The sequence below is a fragment of the uncultured Desulfovibrio sp. genome (assembly GCF_944324935.1).
Taxonomy (GTDB): Bacteria; Desulfobacterota; Desulfovibrionia; order Desulfovibrionales; family Desulfovibrionaceae; genus Desulfovibrio.
Genome location: NZ_CALUYG010000018.1, coordinates 33,526 through 52,202, shown reverse-complemented (window position 1 = coordinate 52,202; position 18,677 = coordinate 33,526). Strand labels below are relative to the sequence as shown.

Below are 18,677 nucleotides of genomic sequence, written 5' to 3'. Positions count from 1 at the left end.
TCCGCATCAGCCGCAGGCGCGGGAGCCGCCGTCTCGGGCGCGGGCCCGGCAGGCGTTTCCGCCAGCGCGGCATCCAGATCCGCCAGCAGGGCGTCTGCATCAGCCGCAGGTGCGGGAGCTGCCGCCGCTGCTGCCGTCTCGGGCGCGGGCTCGGCAGGCGTTTCGCCCAGCGCGGCGTCCAGATCCGCCAGCATGGCATCCGCATCGGCCGCAGACGCGGGAGCTGCCGCCGTCTTGCTCTTCTTCTCCAGAGCCTCCAGCTCTTCCGTAAACATAGCATCCAGATCCGGCATGCCTTCCGCTTCCGTGGCCGGAGCGCCGGGGACGGCATCAAGCATCGCCGCCGTCTCGTCCACGGTCGGCGGCACGGAAGCCTGTGCCGGAGCGGGAGAGGTCGCCAGCAGGGCGTCAAGATCGACGTCCTCCGCCTGGGGACTCTGCGGAGCGGGAGCGGCCTTTCCGACCGGAGCCGCCGCAGCGTTTTTGGGCGCGGGAGCAGCCGGAGCCGGCTGTGCCGCCGGCTTCGCGACCGAACCGGATGCGGTCGCCTTGGCGACGGGCTTCGAAGCGGGCTTCTGCGCCGGTCTGGGCGCAGCCGTACCGGACGCGGTCTTGGGCATGGCGGGTCTGGCCGGGGCAGCCGGGGCCGGCCTGGCCGCCGCAGGCGGAATATCCGTATCGGTCGCCAGCAGGTCGTCCAGCTCTTCCTCCGCCGTTTTCCGCGGCGAGGACACCGCGGCGTCAGACGGAGGCGACGGCGGCTCGGGGTCGCCCATATCGGCCATCAGCGACGTCAGATCCGCATCCAGCGCCGCCTCGATGTCATCGTCAGGGGAGGGACGCTTCGGCGCGGGACTGGCCGCAGCGCCGCCGCTCACATCGCGCAGCAGGTCGTCCATCTCGTCCCCGGCGGATGCCGACGGGGCCGCGGCCGGTTTGGCCGGAGCAGCCGGAGGGATATTGACGCCGGCGGAAGAGAGGAGATCCTCCACCGCGCTGTCCAGCGCCGCGCCGTCCGCCACAGGTTCCACTCTGGACGTATGCGGCTGGCTGGGGATGTCCAGATGATCCAGCAGGGCATCCACATCGTCTATGCCGGGCATGACGATCTTTTCATTGGGATTTTCGTCCGGCCCCTGCGAGGGGGCATCCGGCCCGGAAAGACTGGGGGAGTTCAGCTCCTGTACGGCATTCGGAGCGGCAGCGCCCTGCCCCATTTCCTGCAACAGGCTGTCGATGGCGTCATCCGACGCGTGCGGGACATCGTTGAGACTCTGCAACTGCTCCTCCAGACTGTCCTTTTCCGCGGACGGACGGGAAGTCGTGGCGGAGGGTTCCCCCTCCTCGATGAGGTCAGTCAGATCAATGATTTCTTCAGTATCAGCCGTCATGGCAGCCTCGCGGGTTGGACCCTGGTAAGAGATGGAATCACTCTCCATTGTAAAACGACAAAAAAGAATAACAGTTTAGAGAGAAAAAGGCAAACAAGGCCTCATTCGGCCCGCCAGAGGCCGGCGAAAAAAAAGCCGCGACGGAGTCGCGGCCGGAAAAAACAGGGAGCACTCCCAGGCCTACGGGTGACACTTGGACTTGGCGCAGCCGGTGAGTTCCTTCTTGAGGTCGGGCTTTTCGGCCACTATCTTGTCATGGCACTGCAAACAGGACTGGAACTTGACGTCCTTCTTGCTGTGCACGACATAGTACAGACTCTTGGTCCCCTTCTTGCCCGCCAGATCGTCATGACAGCCGGCGGTGGCGCACTTGGCGAAGTTTTCCTTGCCGTCCACCGGATGGTGACACACCGAGCACTCGATGGCCTTGTGGCTGCTGTGGTTGAACGTCACGGCCTTCTTGGGGTTGGAGCCCACCATCTTCAGCCCGTCGGCGGGAACGGCAGGGGCGGCGAATGCGGGCGCGGCCAGGGCCAGCGACAGCAGAGCAGCCGGAATCAGGACGAACTTCATACGACATCTCCTCGTTCAGATTGCATCACCAACGGACGCCCGCACGAGGGCGCCCCACCAGGAAACTGGTTCGGACTTACCCTACGCTTCCCGTGGTATCGTGTCAATGCGCGAGAGCGCACGGACACTGAACTTGCCGCCGCGAAAAAAGCGCTCCGCCCTTGCCATAAGGCGGATCCGTGTGCATATTTCCCGCATATCCCCGGGAGGAACACCTCATGCATGTCGCCCTGTTCGCCGCCTCGCGCCCCCATTACCGCATGGCAGCGGCCGTCGCCCGGCTGGCCGAAGCCCACGGCGCGTGGCGCAGCCTGCTCCTTGACGCCCTGCCCCTGACCGTCAGCCGCACCCTCCCCGCGCTGGGATCGTTGCGCACCCTGCGGACTGAGGCGACAGAGGCGGAAATCCGGGAGCTGCTGCGGACGGAGCGTCCCGACGCCCTGCTGGTCTTCGGCGGCGGCGAAGCGGCGCTTGCCGCGGGCAGGGCCGCCCTGCGCGAAGACATCGCCCTGCTCCACCTGGAAGCCGGACAGCGGCCCGATGACGCGGCCCTGCGGGACAGCCACGCCTTTCTGGACAGGGAAGCCCTGCTGCGCTGCTGCCTTGCCGCTCCCCAGGCCCGCACGCTGGAAGCCGAGGGCATGACCGAGGGCGTCTGCGTGACGGGAGACGCCCTGTACGACCTGTTCCAGGAGGCCTGTTCCGGCCTTGACCCCGCCGCTGCCGTGGCCCGCCGGCAGCTGACGGCCTCCGCCTTTGCGCTGGCTTCGCTGGACGGCCTGTGGCGGCACGCCTCCCCCGAGGACAGGGAGACCGGTCTCCGCCAGCTTGCCCAATGGGGCGGCCTGACCGGCATGGACATCCTGCTGCTGTCGGATCTGCCCGCCCCGCCCGCGACCGTTCCCGGCGTGCGCCTGCTGCCCGCGCTGCCGCCGCAGGAGACGCTTTCCCTGCTGTGCGCCTGCCGCTGCCTGCTGACCGACTCGGACAGTCTGCAACGCGAGGCCTTCTACGCGGGCAAACGCGCCCTCGTGCCCGCGCCGTCCCGGCCGGGACAGCTCGCCCTGCCGCTGGAATGCGGCTGGCACAAGCCGGCGTCCCTGCATGATCCGGCGGCGCTGGCCGGCCTGACGGCCGCGCTGGACGAGCCCTGCCCGCATCCCGGCCTTCCCGAGGGCAGCGGCCGCGCCGTGCGGCGCATGGTGGCCGCCGTCATGGCCACCCTGGCCGACAGGGCCGACGGCCTGCTGTGACCCTGACGGCCCCGGCAGGAAAATTTTGCTTTCCGTGGCGGAACAAGTCTGCTACCCATAGCCCAGAAACGCGTTTCCGCCCGGCAGGCCGCGCCGGAAGCTCCCGCCCCCGGCCACCGCGGACCGGCGGATCCCGCCTCATGTCCGGCACGCCGTCAGACGACGCCGGGCGTCAGCCCATTTCCCGGGGAGAGTCGCGACCATGCAGCAGCCTTGTGTTTCCGTCATCATACCGGCGTACAACTACGCCCGCTTTTTGCCCCTTGCCGTCCAGAGCGCCCGGCAGCAGCAGGGGCCGGATGTGGCCGTGGAGATCATCGTGGTGGACGACGGCTCCACCGACGATACCGCTGAAGTGGCCGCGAACCTGCCGGGCATCCGCTACATCCATCAGGAGAACCAGGGGCTCTCCGCCGCGCGCAATACGGGCATGCAGGCGGCGCACGGGGATTTCCTGCTGTTCCTGGATGCCGACGATCTGCTGGCGCCGCAGGTCATCGCCAGCCATCTGGCCGCCTTTGCCCGCCATCCCGACTGGTCGGTGAGCATCAGCCTCTGTCTCCAGCTTTTCGAGGACAGATCCCGGCCCAATGCCGTCTGGCCGCTCTATGCCGACCATATCGACGTGCACATGTGCAACGCCAATGTTTCGCCGGTGCATACCTACATGATCCGCAGCGAGGCGGCCCGGGCCGTGGGGCTCTTCGACACGAGCCTGAAGGCCTGCGAGGATCAGGACTTCTGGCTGCGCTGCCTCTTTGCCGGCCGGCGCTTCGGCGTCAATCCCGACGGACTGGTCATCTACCGGCGGCACGGCGAAAGCATGACCGCCAATGTGGTACGCCAGTACATCCATGACGCGGCCATGCATTTTCGCATTGGCAACGGGCTGGATACGCTGGAACATTTCCCCCCGTCGGGCAAATTTGCCGGCTGGCTGGCCCATGCCATGGGCAGTCTGGCCTGTGCCGCCGTCATCGGACACCTCACGCCGCCCCTGAGCCGCAAACTCTTCCGGGAGTACCTGCGCTCCGTGGAAAAGGTCGTCAGCCTCGAGGCCTCCCGCGGCTGTCAGGCCGACCTGGCCGCCATCCAGCTGTTCTATGCCTCATGGCTCCTCTACAAGCGGCGCGAGGCGCTCGCCGTCGTGCCGTCCGATCTGCGCGAGGACGTCATCCGGGCGGCCGACGAGGTGCACGCCCTCTTCCCCGGCATACAGGACGACGACTCCCTGCTGGCAAGCATTGAAAGCCTGAACAGGCGGCTCATCGTCGATCCCGACGTCATGCTGCGGACGGCGCATCGCTATTTGCGCCGCCGCTGAGCCCGTCCCGCGAACATCCCCACCGCCCCCGGGAGGTCCTATGCGCATCCTCTGCCTGGCCGTTCTCCTGAACACCCTGCCCCAGCTGCTCAAGAAATTCGATGCCGAAGTCCGCCACCTGCGCGAGCTCGAGCCGGACACGCACGGCGTCGTGCTCGGCCCGGGCACGCCGCAGGAGATGCGCGGATACAGTTTCCGCTGCCTGTGCCGGCCCTTTGACCGCGCCACTTACATGAGCGCCGCCCAGGCCCTGGCCGAGAGCCTGCGCCCGGACATCATCTTTTTCCGCTATCCCTGCGCCACGCGCCAGCTGCTGCGCTTCATGCGCGCCGCGCCGCCGGTCATCTTCGAGCACAACACCATCGAGGAAACGGAGCTGCGCCACCAGGAGCTGGTCAATGAACGGCTGTGGGGCAAAGCCTCCCTGGCCCATGCGGCAGGTTTCAGCGGCGTGACGGACGAGATCAACCGCTACGAACTCTCGCGCATCGATCATCCCGTCCCCACCTTCATGCTGGGCAACGGCATCGAACCGGAGTCCGTCCCTCCTCTGGACTTCCATCCGCCGCAGGATGCCGTCCATCTGCTGAGCGCCGCGCACTTTTCCCACTGGCACGGGCTGGAACGTCTGCTGCTCGGCATGGCGCGCTACCGGGGCGGGGAGCGCTTCGTGCTGCATCTTGCCGGTGAGGGGCCGGATCTGGAGAAATACCGGCATCTTGTCCGGCAATGGGAGCTGGGAGATGCCGTGCGCGTCCACGGCCAGCTCGATCAGGACACGCTCTGGCAGCTTGCCGCAACCTGCCATGTGGGCGTGGGCGCCCTGGGCCGCCACCGCACCAACATGTTCCAGTACGCCGCCCTCAAGCATCGTGAATACTGCCTGCAGGGGCTGCCCTTCTTTTTCAGCGGCAGCGATGTGGACTTCATGCCGCTGCCGCCCTTTGCCGCCGCCGTGCCCGCCGATGAAAGCCCCATCGATATGGACATGGTGCTGCGCCTGGCCCGCCTGCCCGAAGAACAGCCGGACATCCGCCGCCAGATGCGGCGGTATGCCGAGGAGCACTGCTCCTGGAAGGGCAAGATGCGGCGTCTGCATGCCTTCATGGGCGAGGTGCTCACCGCCCGCAACGGCTCCCTGCCACCGCCGCGGCCCGTGCTGGAGGTGGAAGGCCCCACCCCCGCCACGGTACGCCCCCTGCTGGCCCCGCCCGTCTCCGCCGCCACGCCGTCCGCCGATACGCTGGCAGCCGGACTGCACAGCCTGTTACGGCAGCAGTACCGCGGCGGCCTTGCCCTCTGCCCGGAGGTGGCCGCGGCCGGGCCGGCGGACTGGCTCGATCTTGTCCGGCGCACCTGGGAGGAAGCCCGTGCCGCCTATGCGGACGCCCCCGCCCTGCTGACCCTGTCGCTGGCGGACGATGCCGGGACCTGCGCCGCCTGGAACGCGGCGGCCGAGGCCCCCGGCGCTGACGGCCGCGCCCCTCAGTGGCTGCTCCCCCTGCTGGCCGGAGACGTGCTGCGCGAGGACATGCTGGAAGCGCCGCGGCAGGCCGTCCGCCATCAGCCCGAGATCAGCTGCATCAGCGCGCGCGCCCAGGGACCGGACGGCCAGCCCTGGAAGCCCCGCGGCTTCCGCACGCTGAAGCTGGGCCGGGAAGAGGCGGAAGCCTGTCTGCTCATCCGCCGCTTTCTCTGGCAGGCCGTGGGCGGCATGCGGGACTGTCAGCCGCTGGGCCTGACGGACTGGCTGTTCTGGCTGGGCTGTCTGGAAGAAGGCGCCATCCGCCGCAGCCTGCCGCGCACGGGGCTCGTGCGCGCCGTCCCGGCGCCGTCGCCGCTGGCCGAGGACGAAGAGATGGAGGCCCTTTCCCAGATGGTCATCCGGCGTACGGGCATCTTTCCGGCGAGTTCTGTGGTCAAGGCGCATGAGATCCTTGCCGGCACGGCCTCTTTCCGCTCGCCCGAGGCTGCCGGTCTGGCGGCCCTTGAGGCCCGCTGGCCGGAGGAGGCGGGCTGGTTCGCCCTTTATCGTGGCCTGCTGCATGAGGGCGCGGGACGCCTGCCCGAAGCCCTGCTGCACTACCGGCTCGCCGCGCAGCATGATGAACTGGACTGGCAGCCCTGGCTACGCATGGCGCATCTGCACGCCCGGCTCGGCCAGCGGGCCCGTGTGGCGGACGATGCCCGCCGGGCGCTGGAACGGCGTGCCGGACTGGAAGAATTCCTGCCGGCGGAGGCTTGCGGCATCCGTTAGGCTCAGGACGTATTACGTTTTGCGAAGGGGGGGATCCCCCCTTCGCTTCGCCGTCGATGCCTGTCAGCTCCCTGTATCGCCCGGGGCATGTCAGCACAAGGTTGAACACTTCCAATAAACACGACGCACACGCCACAAGCACCCCGCTTGCCGTTGGGAGCGGGGTCGCCTCCTGTCCCTGACGCTCCTCCGGCAAAGGCGCGCCGGGGAAGGGGACGTCCTCCTCAACCTCCCCATCTTCTCCACCATCCGCTCCTTGCGGACGGGGAGTGGCGGACGAGACCTCCTTTCAGGGAACAGCGTGCGTTATTTTCCCAAAAGTTATGGAAAACAAACGGTCGGAGCAGATCGTCCGGTAATGGGTCCAGCCCCGGGGAGGACTCCCCGCATTGACTGGGGGACGGTCCCCGCCCCGGGGCGTCGTCGCACAGGACGCGGCGGCATCCCCCGGCCTCCCGGCAGACGACGTAGGCTTTGCGACAAAAACGAAGCGCGGCACGAAGCTCTTTCCCCGTACCGCGCCCTGCCGTCATGTGCGGGAGCCGTCTACTCCCGTCGTTCCCCCACCCGTTCCCAGTTGATGGGCTTGGGCTCGTCATCGTCGGGCAGTTCGCTTTTGGCGGCCTCCAGCCGTGCCTGCCGCTGCTGCAGGGCCGCGGCGGCTTCGGCGGGCAGCTGATCCAGCAGCGCGCCCGTGCGTTCAAAAAGATTGCGCAGGATGGAATTGGACACCAGCATGCCGCTGCGCGTCAGGCGCAGATAGCCGTCGCGCAGGCGCACCAGCCGGTTCTCGTGCAGCGCCTGGATGAGCCGCTGGTGATCGCGCATGAAGTCCCGCCCGGTAAGCTCCTTGTAATCCTTGAGGCGCAGGCCCCGTGCCGTGCGCAGGCGCAGCATGAGCAGCTCGAGGATGCGGATCTTCGGCGTGAGGATCTCCGCCTGAGCGTCCAGCGTGCCGGCGTGGATGCCCGCGTCCCATGCGCGCTGTCCGGCGGGGTTGGTCCAGCGGCGACCGTCGATGGTGGAGGTGGCCGAAGGCCCCAGCCCCAGATAGTCCGCCCCTTCCCAGTAACCGAGGTTGTGGCGGCACTGGAAGCCCATGCGCGCGAAATTGGAGATCTCGTAATGCAGATAGCCGTGGCTTTCCAGAAAGGCCGCTCCCTCGGAGAACATGAGGTTCTGATCCCGCTCCGGCGGCAGGGTCAGCTTGCCCGAGGCGCAGTCCTGTTCCAGGGGCGAGCCCGGCTCCAGCGTCAGCCCGTAGGAGGAGATATGGTCAGGCGCCATGCGGCAGACGTCCTTGAGCGTCTGCAGCCACTGGCGCACGCCCTGTCCCGGCAGCCCCCACATGAGATCGACGCTGATATTGGCGCAGCCCGCCTCACGGGCCATGAACACGGCATGCAGGCTGTCCTGTGCCTTGTGGGGCCGTCCCAGCATGCGCAGCAGGGTGTCGTCCAGCGTCTGCAGGCCGATGGAGAGCCGGTTGATGCCGGCCTGGAGGTACTGGGTGGTGATGTGCCCGCCCCGCAGGGATTCGGGATTGGCCTCCAGCGTCACCTCGGCCTTGGGGGCCCAGGCAAAGGCCTTGTGCAGACGGTCGAGGATGCTTTCGATGATGCGCGGCGGCAGGAGGCTCGGCGTGCCGCCGCCGAAAAAGACCGAATGCACCTCCTTGCCCTTGAGCCGGTCCCCCCAGAGGGCCAGCTCCAGAAAGAGGCTGTCCACATAGTCGCGCACGGCCGGCGACTGGCCGGCCGAGACGCCCCGTCCCAGGGGCATGGAATAAAAGGCGCAGTAGTTGCAGCGAGTCCGGCAAAAAGGAACGTGAATATACACAAGCATGGGGAATGTCCGTGAACAGCGTCGAAAAAATGACGTCCAAAGGTCGATAACGGATCTTGCAAAATACGAGCCGTTCCATGTCCCTTGCGGGGCAAGCTTGGCAAACGGCGTTGTCCAGCGTATATTCCCCTTTCTCAAAAGGCAATCCGCAGCTTACGGAGATGGACTATGGAACTGCGCTTTCAATGCCTCGGGCCGGATCACTGGAAAACCGAGGTTCTGCTCGCCCCCGTCTTCCAGGGGGAAAACCTGCACGAGACCAGCCCCCTGCTGGACAAGGCCGCCCCGTGGCTGGCCATTGCGCCCGCCGCGCGCGACTTTCGCGGCAAAAAGGATGAACTGGCCCTGCTGCACGGCCATCCGCAGCAGAACGTCCCGCGCGTGCTCGCCGTCGGGCTCGGCAAGGCCGAAGACTTCACGCCCGCCGTCCTGCGCGAGGCCCTGGCCGCGGCCGTGCGCCGCTGCCGCGCGCTGGAGGCGGAAAGCCTGCTGCTGCCGGAAGCCCTGCTCTCCCGTCTGCCCGGCGGCCGGGATCGCCTCGTGGAAGAGAGCGCCTATGCCGCGCTGCTGGCGCTCTATGCCTTCCGGGATCTGAAAAAGGAAGATCCCGACGCGCCCCGCGAGCCCCGCTGGCTCACCTTCGCCTTTGACGGCGACTATGTGCCGGACGCCTCCCGCGAGGCGGCGCGCCGCGGCGAGCGGGCGGCCCAGGCCGTCATGCTGGCGCGGGACCTGGCCAACACCCCGCCCAACATGCTGGCCCCGGCCGATCTGGCCGAACGCGCCGAGCGCATCGCCCGCGGCGTGGGCCTTGCCTGCACGGTGCTGGACGAGGAGGCCATGCGCGCCGAAAACATGGGCGCGCTGCTGGCCGTGGGGCAGGGCTCCGCGCGGCCGCCGCGTCTCGTGGTGCTGGAGCACGCGCCTGAAGGACACGAGCGGGACAAGCCGCTGGTGCTGGTGGGCAAGGGCATCACCTTCGATACCGGCGGCATCTGCATCAAGCCCGGGGCCAGGATGCACACCATGAAATGCGACATGACCGGCGCGGCCGACGTACTGGCCGTGCTGGTGGCCCTGGCCGAAGAGGGGACCCCCCGCCGGGTCGTCGGCCTCATGGCCTGCGCCGAGAACATGCCCGACGGCAACGCCTGTCGCCCCGGCGATGTGGTGCGCGCCGCGTCCGGCGACACGGTGGAGATCCAGAATACCGACGCCGAAGGGCGGCTCGTGCTCTGCGACGCCCTGCATTACGCCCAGAAGATGTGGACGCCCGCCGCCGTGGTGGACATCGCCACCCTCACCGGCGCCTGCGCCGTGGCCCTTGGCGGCGAGGTGGCCGGCCTGTTCACCGATGACGACGCCCTTGCCGAGCGCCTGACGGCCGGCGCGGAACTGGGCGGGGAACATCTCTGGCGGCTGCCGCTCTGGAAGGGGTATGAAAAGAATCTCAAAAGCCAGGTGGCCGACATCTGCCACATGGGCCCCCGCGAAGGCGGCGCCATCCATGCCGCGCTCTTCCTCAAGCATTTCCTGCGGGAAGGCGTGCGCTGGGCCCATCTCGACATCGCCGGGGTGGACTGGGCCGACAGCGAACAGCCCCTGGGCGCTGCGGGGGCCACGGGCTTCGGCACGCGTACCCTGCTGGAACTGGCCAGAGGAGGCATCTAGATGAAAGTGTATCTTATCGGTGCGGGGCCGGGCGATCCGGGATTGTTCACCCTGCGGGGACGCGACTGCCTGGCGGCGGCGGATGTGGTGATCTATGACGCGCTGGCCAATGACGCCCTGCTGGCCCATGCCCGCAAGGACGCCGAACTGATCTATGTGGGCAAGGTGGCGGGCGACCATGCCCTGCCCCAGGACGGCATCAACCGGCTGCTGGTGGAAAAGGCCCGCGAGGGCAAGGTGGTGGCCCGCCTCAAGGGCGGCGATCCCTACATTTTCGGCCGTGGCGGCGAAGAGGCCGAGGCCCTGCTGGAAGCGGGCGTCCCCTTCGAGGAAGTGCCCGGCATCAGCAGCACCATCGCGGCCCCGGCCTATGCGGGCATACCGCTGACGCACCGCAATTTCGCCAGCTCCGTCACCATCATCACCGGACACGAGAACCCCGACAAGCCCGGCTCCGTCCACAACTGGCAGGCGCTCGCGCACAGCGCCTCCACCCTGGTCTTCGTCATGGGCATGAAGAACCTGCCGGACATCGCCCGCAACCTGCTTGCCGCCGGTATGGACCCGGCCACCCCGGCCGCGCTGGTCTACCGGGGGACGACACCCCGACAGCGCAGCCTGGTGGTCACGCTCGCGGCGCTGCCCCAGGCCGCCGTGGATCAGGGCTTCAGCAATCCCTCGGTCATCGTGGTAGGCAAGGTCTGCTCCCTGCATGACCAGCTGGGCTGGTTCGAACAGCGCCCCCTCTTCGGGCGCAGCGTGGTGGTGACCCGCGCCCGGGAACAGGCCAGCGGCCTGGCACAGGAACTTGCCCGGCTCGGCGCGGACGTCATCCAGTGCCCCACCATCGAGATCCGCCCCCTGCCCGACTACGCCGAACTGGATGCCGCCATCGAGCGTCTGTCGGAATATGCCTGGCTGATCTTCACCTCGGTCAACGGCGTTCGCTGGTTCTGGTCGCGGCTGGAGGCCGCCGGCAAGGACAGCCGGGCCCTGGGGCTCTGCCGCGTGGCCGCCATCGGGCCGGCCACGGCCGAAGCGCTGGAGGCGCGCGGCATCCGGCCCGACTTCATCCCCGAGCGCTATGTGGCCGAGGGCGTGGTGGAAGGGCTGCTGGCCCGTGGCGGGGTGGACGGCGTCCGCATGCTGCTCCCGCGCGCGGCCAGGGCCCGCGAGGTCCTGCCGGAAGAACTGCGCAAGGCCGGGGCGCAGGTGGACGTCATCTCCGCTTACGAGACCGTGCCCGCCGCCGCCCGCAAGGACGAGGTGCTGGAGCGCATGCGGACCGGCCGTCTGGACTGCGTCACCTTCGGCTCTTCTTCCACGGTGGAGAACTTCCTCTCGCTCATCCCGGCGGAGACGCTGCGTGCCCATCCTGAGGTCCGTCTGGCGGCCATCGGTCCGGTGACGGCAAAAACGCTGGAAGCCCACGGCCTGCCCTGCCACATCATGCCGGAAGAATACACCATCCCCGCCCTTGTCCGGGCGCTGGTCAGCCATTACACGAGGTGAGCATGCCCCTGAAGATCGCCATTCTGGCCTCCGGCAACGGGACCAATGCCCAGGCCTTCATCGACAAGATGCGGGCCGGCCTGCTGGATGTGGACGTCCGCCTCGTGGCGGGCAACCGCCCCGGCGCGGGCGTCTTTGCCCGGGCGCAGGCCGCGGGCATCGCCTGTTGCGCGCTGGATCACACCGCCTTCCCCGACAGGGTGAGCTTCGACCGCGAGCTGGTCGACCGCATCCGGGAGAGCGGCGCGGAGCTGGTGGTGCTTGCCGGGTATATGCGTCTGCTCTCGCAGGAATTCCTTGCGGCCTTTGCCGGGCGGGTCATCAATATCCATCCCGCGTTGCTGCCCAGCTTCCCCGGGGTGCACGGCGGAGCGGACGCGCTGGCCTACGGGGTCAAGCTCAGCGGCTGCACCGTCCATTTCGTGGAGGAAAAGGTGGACAGCGGGCCGGTCATCATCCAGGCCGCCGTTCCCGTCAATGCCGGCGAAGATGAGGAGAGCCTCATGCAGCGCATCCATGTCATGGAGCACCGCATCTATCCGCAGGCCCTGCAATGGCTGGCCGAGGAACGTATCAGCGTGCGCGGGCGGCAGGTACACCTTGCCCCCTCGCAAAAGGCGAAAGTGCGGGCGGACGGCCAGTGGCTCGTCTGGCCGCCGCTGGAAGAAGGATTCTGAGCAGGAGGCTGCCTGCTCTCCTGCTGGGGGGAAGGGGAAGCCCATCCCTTCCCCTGCGCGCTTTTATCAGGGAAAAAGCGGGGACGCGGGGCAAGCCCGCCCCAAAAGGCACGCGGCGCGTGTACAGCTTGCCTGGCCTGTCTCGTGAAATGATGTGTAAAGCTCGTGTGAGCAGGCCCTGGAGCGTTCCGCCACCGAAAAGGTAAACGCGAAAACGCAGGCCGCATGATTTGAAAAAGTGCTCTGAAAAACACGTCGCAAAAGCGTCTTGCAACGAAAAAGCCTGTGCGGCCATCGAGCCGCACAGGCTTTGTTGTTGTGACCGTACCTGTCAGGGCAAGAACGCTCTCCCTTCCCCCAAACAGAAGCGAATAGAGCGGCGTTTTAGCTTTGAAAAAGGTAAAACGCGAGGCGGCGGCACAGCGCCGCCCGGCCCAAAGTGAGCGGAAAAACCGCGTTTTTTCCGCGAAACGACAGGCCGTATGGTTTGAAACGCAACACGTTTCAAACTGAAAATGCTCTCATACTGAGACGGCCTCTAACGCCGCAGCAGGGACGGCAGAGCGAAATAGAGCTTTGCCGCCAGATCGAAGCAGCCGCCCGGCAAAAAGCTCGCCGCATAGAACAGACGGTGCTTGAAAGACGTGAGCCCGAAGGGAGCCAGCAGCTCGCGCGCCTGTTTGCCCTTGCCCTCACGCCAGAGGGCCACGGCATGCTGGAAGGCGGCGCGACGGCTCAGCAGGTCCACCAGATCGGCATGCTCCTCCTCATAGCCGGGATAGATGCGGCAATGCTTTTCCAGGATGCACAGGGTCTCGTCGGCGAACTGCGAGAACTTGCGAAAGGTCGTGTTCATGCCGTGGACGCGCCAGAGCGTGAGCGGAGCATCCACATGAGCCAGCTCCCAGTCATGGGCGATACGGTAGAAGAGGTCCGCCTCCTCGCAGACGTTGAGGCTTTCGTCGAACCAGGGCGGGGCGCTGCCGTCCGACGGCATGGGAGCGAGCGATTCCAGCGCGCCGCGGCGCAGCATGGCCGAGGACATGGAGATCCACTGCCGCCGCATGAGCTCGGCAAAAGCCATGCCGTCCACGGGCCGCGTATGCGCGAAGATGCGCCGGAGCACCCGCCTGCCGTCGAAGATCTCCGTATCCGTGCAGACAAGGCCCACCTGCGGGAAGGCATCAAAAATTTCCACCTGGGCCGCCAGCTTTTCCGGCCGCCACAGGTCGTCACAGTCGAGGAAGGCGATATATTCGCCACGCGCCTCACGCAGGGCCAGATTGCGCGCCGCGCCGAGCGGCACGGTCTCTTCGCCGCGAAAGTAGCGCAGACGCCCGCGCAGGGGGGCAAAGGCCTGGGCGATGAACGGGCTCTGATCGGTGGAGCCGTTGTCCCAGAAAATGACCTCGAAGTCGGTGAAGGTCTGGGCGGCCAGACAGCGCAGGCTCTCTTCCAGCTTGTCGGCACTGTTCAGACAGTTCATAATCACCGATACGCGGGGCGGATCGCCGGGGGGCGTATCGGCAAGGTGCTGCCCGGCATCGGCCGGCGGCAGGAAGCGCGGGTCCGTTGCGGCGACGGCCGGGGCCCCGCAGGAACGAAAGACCCAGAAACGGCACAGCAGATAGAGCGTGACCGGCACAAGGATGCTGACGATCGGCATGGCCAGCCCGTAGGAAAGGCCCAGCAGCCAGGTCAGCAGGCAGATCAGCACCGAGTTCAGCAGCAGCCCCCCCACCTGCACGCCGAGGAAGCGCAAGGCCATCGCCCGGTGCAGACGTCCCACAGGCTGGAACGTCCAGCGACACTGGCCGCAGTAGGACACCAGCAGGCTGAGCACATAGGCCGCCGCATTGCCCAGCAGAAGCGGCCAGCCCCAGGCCTGCACCAGCAGCGCGCCCAGCAGGATGTAGATCAGGGCGGTCAGGCCGGTCACAAGGCAGAAGCGGACCCAGCGCCGGGCCAGCAGGGAGCGGATAAGGCGGCGGTATTCATCCGAAGTCATATCGTCTCCTTGGGCGGCGTCAGATCAGGGCCTCGCGCGCGGCGCGGCAGACGGCATCCACGTCCTCGTGGCTCAGACCGGGATGCAGCGGCAAGGTCACCAGTTCGGCATAGAGCCGCTCGCACACGGGCAGTGATGGCGCGGCAAAAAAGCTGTGCAGATGGTTGGGCTTGTAATGCACGCCGGTGGGGATGCCGCGTGCCGCCAGCGCCTCCTTGAAGGCGTCCTTGCGGCCGTCCAGCACGCGGACGGGCAGGATGTGCGGGACGATGAAGTCGGCGGGGTCGGTCTCGAGGAGGGCCAGATGCGGCACGTCGCCGAGCTGCGCGGCGTAGCGGGCCGCAAGCTCCCTGCGGGCAGGGATGAACTCCGGCTCCAGGCGGGCAAGCTGCACGCGTCCGATGGCGGCCATGATGTTGCTGAGGTGGAAGCGCCAGCCAAGGCGCTTGATGTCCGGCGTCCAGGTGCGCGTGCCGGCGTAGCGGGAGCGGGTGTCTCCCTCCACGGCCAGCAGACGGGCGTCGGCGGCCCGCTGCGCGCTCTCCCGGTCGAAGGCCACAAGGCAGCCGCCCTCGCCGCTGGTGATGTTCTTGATGCCGTCGAAGCTGAAGCAGACGAGGTCGCCGAAACTGCCGATCTTCCGGCCGTGATGGCGGCAGCCCAAGGCATGGGCCGCGTCCTCGATGACGCGCAGACCCTTGTGACGGGCAAAATCGTGGACGTCGTCAAGATGCCAGGGGTTGCTGGCATAGTGTACCGGCATGATGGCCACCACGTCGCCGTCCAGGCGTCTCTCGGCGTCGCGCAGATCCAGCGTGCCGGTCTGCGGCAGCACGTCGCAGGCGACAGGCTGGCAGCCGGCCGCCACGATGGCCTGGAAGGAGGCCACGAAGGTCAGCGAAGGCACGAGTATCTTGGGCAGCGCTCCGCCGCGCTCCGGCAGGCGGCTGTCGGCAAAGAGACTGTCCACGGCCAGCGTCAGGGCCGCCGTCCCCGTATTGGTGGTGATGACCTGCCACGGTTCCACGCCGAGCCAGGCGGCCAGCTCTTCCTCAAAGCGACGGGTCTCGGCCCCCATGCCCAGATAGCCGTCCTCCTCGATGACGCGGCGCACGGCTTCGGCTTCGGAGACGCCCACGATGGAGCGCGATAGACGCAGTTGCATACTGTCCTCCAGACGGATGGAATGGATACCTGCATATCCTCTAAAAGCCCCGGGAGCAAGCCTTGTCTGTTCCCCGTACGACCGCGCGAACGGATATGCGCCCATAAAAAAGGGCGGCCTGCGCCGCCCTGTTCGTTCCGGCAGGCTTGTCCTAGCCGGCCTTCATATCGTTGATGAGCTGCTCCAGCCGCCTGGCCTGCTCGCTCAGATTGTTCACGGCCTGGGCGGCCTGGGCCATAGCCTGCGCCGTTTCCGTGGACATATCGTTGACCTGCACGATGGACTGATTGATCTCTTCGCTGGCGGCGGACTGTTCCTCGCTGGCCGTGGCGATGGCGCGCACTTCGTCGGCGGTGGTCTCCGCATCGGAGACGATATCGGTAAGCGCCTTGCCGGACTTGTTGGCCAGCTCCGTGGCCTGATCGATCTGCTCCACGGCCTTGTCCACGCCGTCCATGCTCTTTGCCGTGCTCTGCTGGATGGCGTTGATGGCATTGCCCACTTCGGAGGTGGAGGCCATGGTCTTTTCGGCCAGCTTGCGCACCTCGTCGGCCACCACGGCAAAGCCGCGGCCGGCCTCGCCCGCGCGTGCCGCCTCGATGGCGGCATTGAGCGCCAGCAGGTTGGTCTGATCCGCGATGTCCGAGATGACGCCCATGATGGCGCTGATGGAACGGGCGTGCTCGTTGAGCTGGTGCATGTCGTCCTTGAGGCGAAGGGTCTGCTGCTGCGTTTCCTGGATGCTCACCAGCGCCTGTTGCACCACGGCGGCACCGTCTTCGGCCTTGTGCCGGGTCTCGGCGGACATTTCCGACGCGGCGGAAGCGTTGCGGGCCACCTCCTGTACGGTGGAGTTCATCTCATTCATGGCGGTGGCCGCTTCGGAAAGGCGCTGCGCCGACTCCGAGGCCGTCACGTCCGAGCGGCTGATGTGGGCCGAGAGCTGGGTGGCCGCCGCGGAGATGACGTCCACCATTTCCGTGAGCTGGTTGGCCGCGCTCTGCATGCCGTCGCGCCGGGCGAGCTCGGCATGCCTGGCCGCCTCTTCGGCGCGTTCCGTGGCGGCCCTGGCCTCTTCGGTCGCCTTGAGAGCCTCCCGGGTCTTGGCCTCGCTCTCGCCGAGCAGACGCCGGATGCCGTCCATCATGTGCCGCACGCCGCGGGCCACGACGCTGATCTCATCGCCGCGCCGCGTCGCCTGATCCAGGGCCGCGCTGGTCTCGGCGGAAAGATCCAGATCGCCGCGCGCCGCCTGCTCCACCACACGGGAGCAGACGCCCAGCGGCCGCGTGATGCCGCGCGCCATGACGAAGATGATGGCCGACACCAGCAGGGCCAGGCCCACGGCCAGCACGATGATGATCGCACGCAGCGTGTGTATCCTGGCCAGTGTTTCCGTTTCGTCGAGCTCGATGCAGCAGTACCAGTTTTCGCTGGGCATGAGGCGGAAATAAAGGATCTTGGCGTCGCCGTCGGCCGTGGTGAATTCGATGCGCCCGGCTTCCTTGCCCTGCATGGCCTTGAACTGTTCGGCAGCGGCATCGTTGCGGCCGAGCTGCGACGTGTCGCTGTGCAGGATGACTTCGCCGGAGGCGCTGTACACATAGGCCCGGCCCTTGTTGCCGGCCTTGATGCGTCCCAGCAGCAGCTGTGACAACTGGGCGTTGTCCAGGCCAGCGAAGAACACGCCCACATAGTCGTTGCCGTCCTTCACGGGAACGCCCACGATGGTGCTCAGCCTGCCCGACTCCTTGCTGCTGTAGGTCCCGATGCTGGCCTTGCCCGCCAGTCCGGCCTTGACGTACTCACGGTCCGCCACATTGCTGTCCCTGAGCTTGTCGGGGGCATCGTCGGCATCATTGCGGCAGCCCAGCATGATCCCGTCGGGCGCCACGAGGCCGCAAATGGCGATGCCCGTCGTCGTCTTGATGTAATGGGCCAGCAGGGAATCCACATCGGCGATGTCCTGCTCGTCCTTGATGCCGTTGGCATAGAAGCGCAGCGTTTCCAGGATGCGGATGTTCTGGGCGGGCATCTCCATGCCCTGCCGCAGCGTCCTGAACAGCATCTCCGTGCCGATCTCCTGCGCCACGAGCAGGGTGGGGATATCGTTCTCGATCTGCTCCATCAGCGCTGAGGAGGCGTTGCGGTAGCTCACGCCGCCCAGGATGATCAGACCGATCAGCGCCGGACAGAGGATGGTAAGCGTCATTTTCGTAAAAAGTTTCATGGAGACATCCTTTTGCGAAAGGGGGGAAAGATGACGACACTCCTCAGCGCGAGTGTCCTCCTCGCAATCAGAGACTGTCGATATCCAGATGCGACATCAGGCGGTCAAGGTCAAGCAGGATGAGCAGGCGCTCGTCCAGTTTGCCGACGCCGCGGATGTACTCGGAGCCGATGCCGGCCACCACCGGTGGCGGATCCTCCACCGTGGACGAGGGGATGCGCAGCACCTCGGAAACGGCATCGACGAGGAAGCCCACGATCTTCTGGTCGAATTCCATGACCACGATACGCGTTTGCGGCGTCGGTTCCTGCACCGGCAGACTGAAGCGCGAACGCATGTTGACAACGGGGATGACCTTGCCGCGCAGATTGATGACGCCGTCGATGTAGACGGGAGCGCGCGGCACCGGGGTTATCTGCATCATGCGGATGATCTCTTGCACGGCCAGAATGTCCACCCCGAACTCTTCCTCGCCGATATGGAAGGTCACCAGTTGCAGGAGACCGTCTTCACGGGAAATTTCCTGGCTCATATATCCTCCAAGCAAGCCGTTATGATCACAGGCATCTGTTGCTTTATCGGCGCGAAAGGGACGAATATTAGGTGTCGCGCCGTCGCTTGCGCCAGTTTCGCCGCCGCGCCGCGCCTGTGCCGCGCGTGCAGGAGCGCCGCGCGACGGCCGCTGCGGGCTGGCACGGGCAATGACGGCGTCACCGCACTCTTGCCTCATTTCGCCTGTGAGCGCAAGCCGGCCCGGGGGATGCCCCGCGC

12 protein-coding genes and 1 pseudogene are annotated in these 18,677 nt (G+C 67.0%); 6 read left to right on the top strand and 7 right to left on the bottom strand.

The window, feature by feature from the left end:
• Together Q0J54_RS05905 and Q0J54_RS05900 are read right to left on the bottom strand one after the other, a co-directional pair.
• A pseudogene (locus Q0J54_RS05905) lies at positions 1–1,391 on the bottom strand (hypothetical protein); the annotation flags it as partial.
• A gap of 180 nt (positions 1,392–1,571) precedes the next feature.
• Positions 1,572–1,964, bottom strand: a complete 393-nt coding sequence (locus Q0J54_RS05900) for a cytochrome c3 family protein (RefSeq protein WP_296304536.1) — start codon at positions 1,962–1,964, stop codon at positions 1,572–1,574.
• A 218-nt stretch (positions 1,965–2,182) separates the two neighbouring features.
• Between Q0J54_RS05900 and Q0J54_RS05895 the strand changes: the two genes are divergently transcribed.
• From Q0J54_RS05895 to Q0J54_RS05885, 3 genes are all read left to right on the top strand, one after another.
• Positions 2,183–3,217: a UDP-N-acetylglucosamine 2-epimerase gene (locus Q0J54_RS05895; protein ID WP_296304535.1), complete on the top strand. Its 1,035-nt coding sequence runs from the start codon at positions 2,183–2,185 to the stop codon at positions 3,215–3,217.
• 202 nt (positions 3,218–3,419) lie between these two features.
• A complete protein-coding gene (locus tag Q0J54_RS05890) occupies positions 3,420–4,541 on the top strand; it encodes a glycosyltransferase family A protein (protein ID WP_296304534.1) in 1,122 nt (373 codons plus the stop codon).
• Positions 4,542–4,581: 40 nt separating this feature from the next.
• Positions 4,582–6,798: a glycosyltransferase gene (locus tag Q0J54_RS05885; protein ID WP_296304533.1), complete on the top strand. Its 2,217-nt coding sequence runs from the start codon at positions 4,582–4,584 to the stop codon at positions 6,796–6,798.
• A 546-nt stretch (positions 6,799–7,344) separates the two neighbouring features.
• On the opposite strand, the gene hemW is transcribed toward Q0J54_RS05885, so the two are convergent.
• Complete coding sequence (gene hemW / locus Q0J54_RS05880; RefSeq protein WP_296304532.1) at positions 7,345–8,643, bottom strand: radical SAM family heme chaperone HemW; 1,299 nt, start codon at positions 8,641–8,643, stop codon at positions 7,345–7,347.
• 168 nt (positions 8,644–8,811) lie between these two features.
• On the opposite strand from hemW, the gene Q0J54_RS05875 reads away from it, so the two are divergent.
• From Q0J54_RS05875 to purN, 3 genes are read left to right on the top strand one after another with little or no spacing between them, the layout of a single operon-like run.
• On the top strand, positions 8,812–10,314 hold the full coding sequence (locus Q0J54_RS05875; protein WP_296304531.1) for a leucyl aminopeptidase: 1,503 nt from the start codon (positions 8,812–8,814) through the stop codon (positions 10,312–10,314).
• Positions 10,315–11,826 carry a uroporphyrinogen-III C-methyltransferase gene (gene cobA, locus Q0J54_RS05870; RefSeq protein ID WP_296304530.1) on the top strand — a complete coding sequence of 504 codons (1,512 nt, stop codon included), beginning with the start codon at positions 10,315–10,317 and terminating at the stop codon, positions 11,824–11,826.
• Between the two features lie 2 nt (positions 11,827–11,828).
• Positions 11,829–12,503, top strand: coding sequence for a phosphoribosylglycinamide formyltransferase (purN, locus tag Q0J54_RS05865; protein ID WP_296304529.1), 675 nt, complete (start codon positions 11,829–11,831; stop codon positions 12,501–12,503).
• Positions 12,504–13,041: 538 nt separating this feature from the next.
• Here the strand turns inward: purN and Q0J54_RS05860 are convergent.
• The 4 genes from Q0J54_RS05860 to Q0J54_RS05845 all read right to left on the bottom strand — a co-directional run bounded on the left by Q0J54_RS05860 (position 13,042) and on the right by Q0J54_RS05845 (position 18,438).
• Positions 13,042–14,511 (bottom strand): glycosyltransferase, encoded by a 1,470-nt coding sequence (locus Q0J54_RS05860; RefSeq protein WP_296304528.1) that lies wholly within the window; start codon positions 14,509–14,511, stop codon positions 13,042–13,044.
• 19 nt (positions 14,512–14,530) lie between these two features.
• Entirely contained in the window at positions 14,531–15,676 is a 1,146-nt protein-coding gene (locus tag Q0J54_RS05855) for a DegT/DnrJ/EryC1/StrS aminotransferase family protein (protein WP_296304527.1), read from the bottom strand.
• A gap of 151 nt (positions 15,677–15,827) precedes the next feature.
• Positions 15,828–17,906: a methyl-accepting chemotaxis protein gene (locus Q0J54_RS05850; protein ID WP_296304526.1), complete on the bottom strand. Its 2,079-nt coding sequence runs from the start codon at positions 17,904–17,906 to the stop codon at positions 15,828–15,830.
• A 67-nt stretch (positions 17,907–17,973) separates the two neighbouring features.
• On the bottom strand, positions 17,974–18,438 hold the full coding sequence (locus Q0J54_RS05845) for a chemotaxis protein CheW (protein WP_296304525.1): 465 nt from the start codon (positions 18,436–18,438) through the stop codon (positions 17,974–17,976).
• Positions 18,439–18,677 lie beyond the last annotated feature (239 nt).

What these genes read in the sequence shown, in the direction of transcription:
- Q0J54_RS05850 (WP_296304526.1), bottom strand. Translation starts at nt 17,906, where the DNA reads ATGAAACTTTTTACGAAAATGACGCTTACCATCCTCTGTCCGGCGCTG.
- cobA (WP_296304530.1), top strand. Translation starts at nt 10,315, where the DNA reads ATGAAAGTGTATCTTATCGGTGCGGGGCCGGGCGATCCGGGATTGTTC.
- Q0J54_RS05895 (WP_296304535.1), top strand. Translation starts at nt 2,183, where the DNA reads ATGCATGTCGCCCTGTTCGCCGCCTCGCGCCCCCATTACCGCATGGCA.
- Q0J54_RS05845 (WP_296304525.1), bottom strand. Translation starts at nt 18,438, where the DNA reads ATGAGCCAGGAAATTTCCCGTGAAGACGGTCTCCTGCAACTGGTGACC.
- hemW (WP_296304532.1), bottom strand. Translation starts at nt 8,643, where the DNA reads ATGCTTGTGTATATTCACGTTCCTTTTTGCCGGACTCGCTGCAACTAC.
- Q0J54_RS05855 (WP_296304527.1), bottom strand. Translation starts at nt 15,676, where the DNA reads ATGCAACTGCGTCTATCGCGCTCCATCGTGGGCGTCTCCGAAGCCGAA.
- Q0J54_RS05885 (WP_296304533.1), top strand. Translation starts at nt 4,582, where the DNA reads ATGCGCATCCTCTGCCTGGCCGTTCTCCTGAACACCCTGCCCCAGCTG.
- Q0J54_RS05860 (WP_296304528.1), bottom strand. Translation starts at nt 14,511, where the DNA reads ATGACTTCGGATGAATACCGCCGCCTTATCCGCTCCCTGCTGGCCCGG.
- purN (WP_296304529.1), top strand. Translation starts at nt 11,829, where the DNA reads ATGCCCCTGAAGATCGCCATTCTGGCCTCCGGCAACGGGACCAATGCC.
- Q0J54_RS05900 (WP_296304536.1), bottom strand. Translation starts at nt 1,964, where the DNA reads ATGAAGTTCGTCCTGATTCCGGCTGCTCTGCTGTCGCTGGCCCTGGCC.
- Q0J54_RS05890 (WP_296304534.1), top strand. Translation starts at nt 3,420, where the DNA reads ATGCAGCAGCCTTGTGTTTCCGTCATCATACCGGCGTACAACTACGCC.
- Q0J54_RS05875 (WP_296304531.1), top strand. Translation starts at nt 8,812, where the DNA reads ATGGAACTGCGCTTTCAATGCCTCGGGCCGGATCACTGGAAAACCGAG.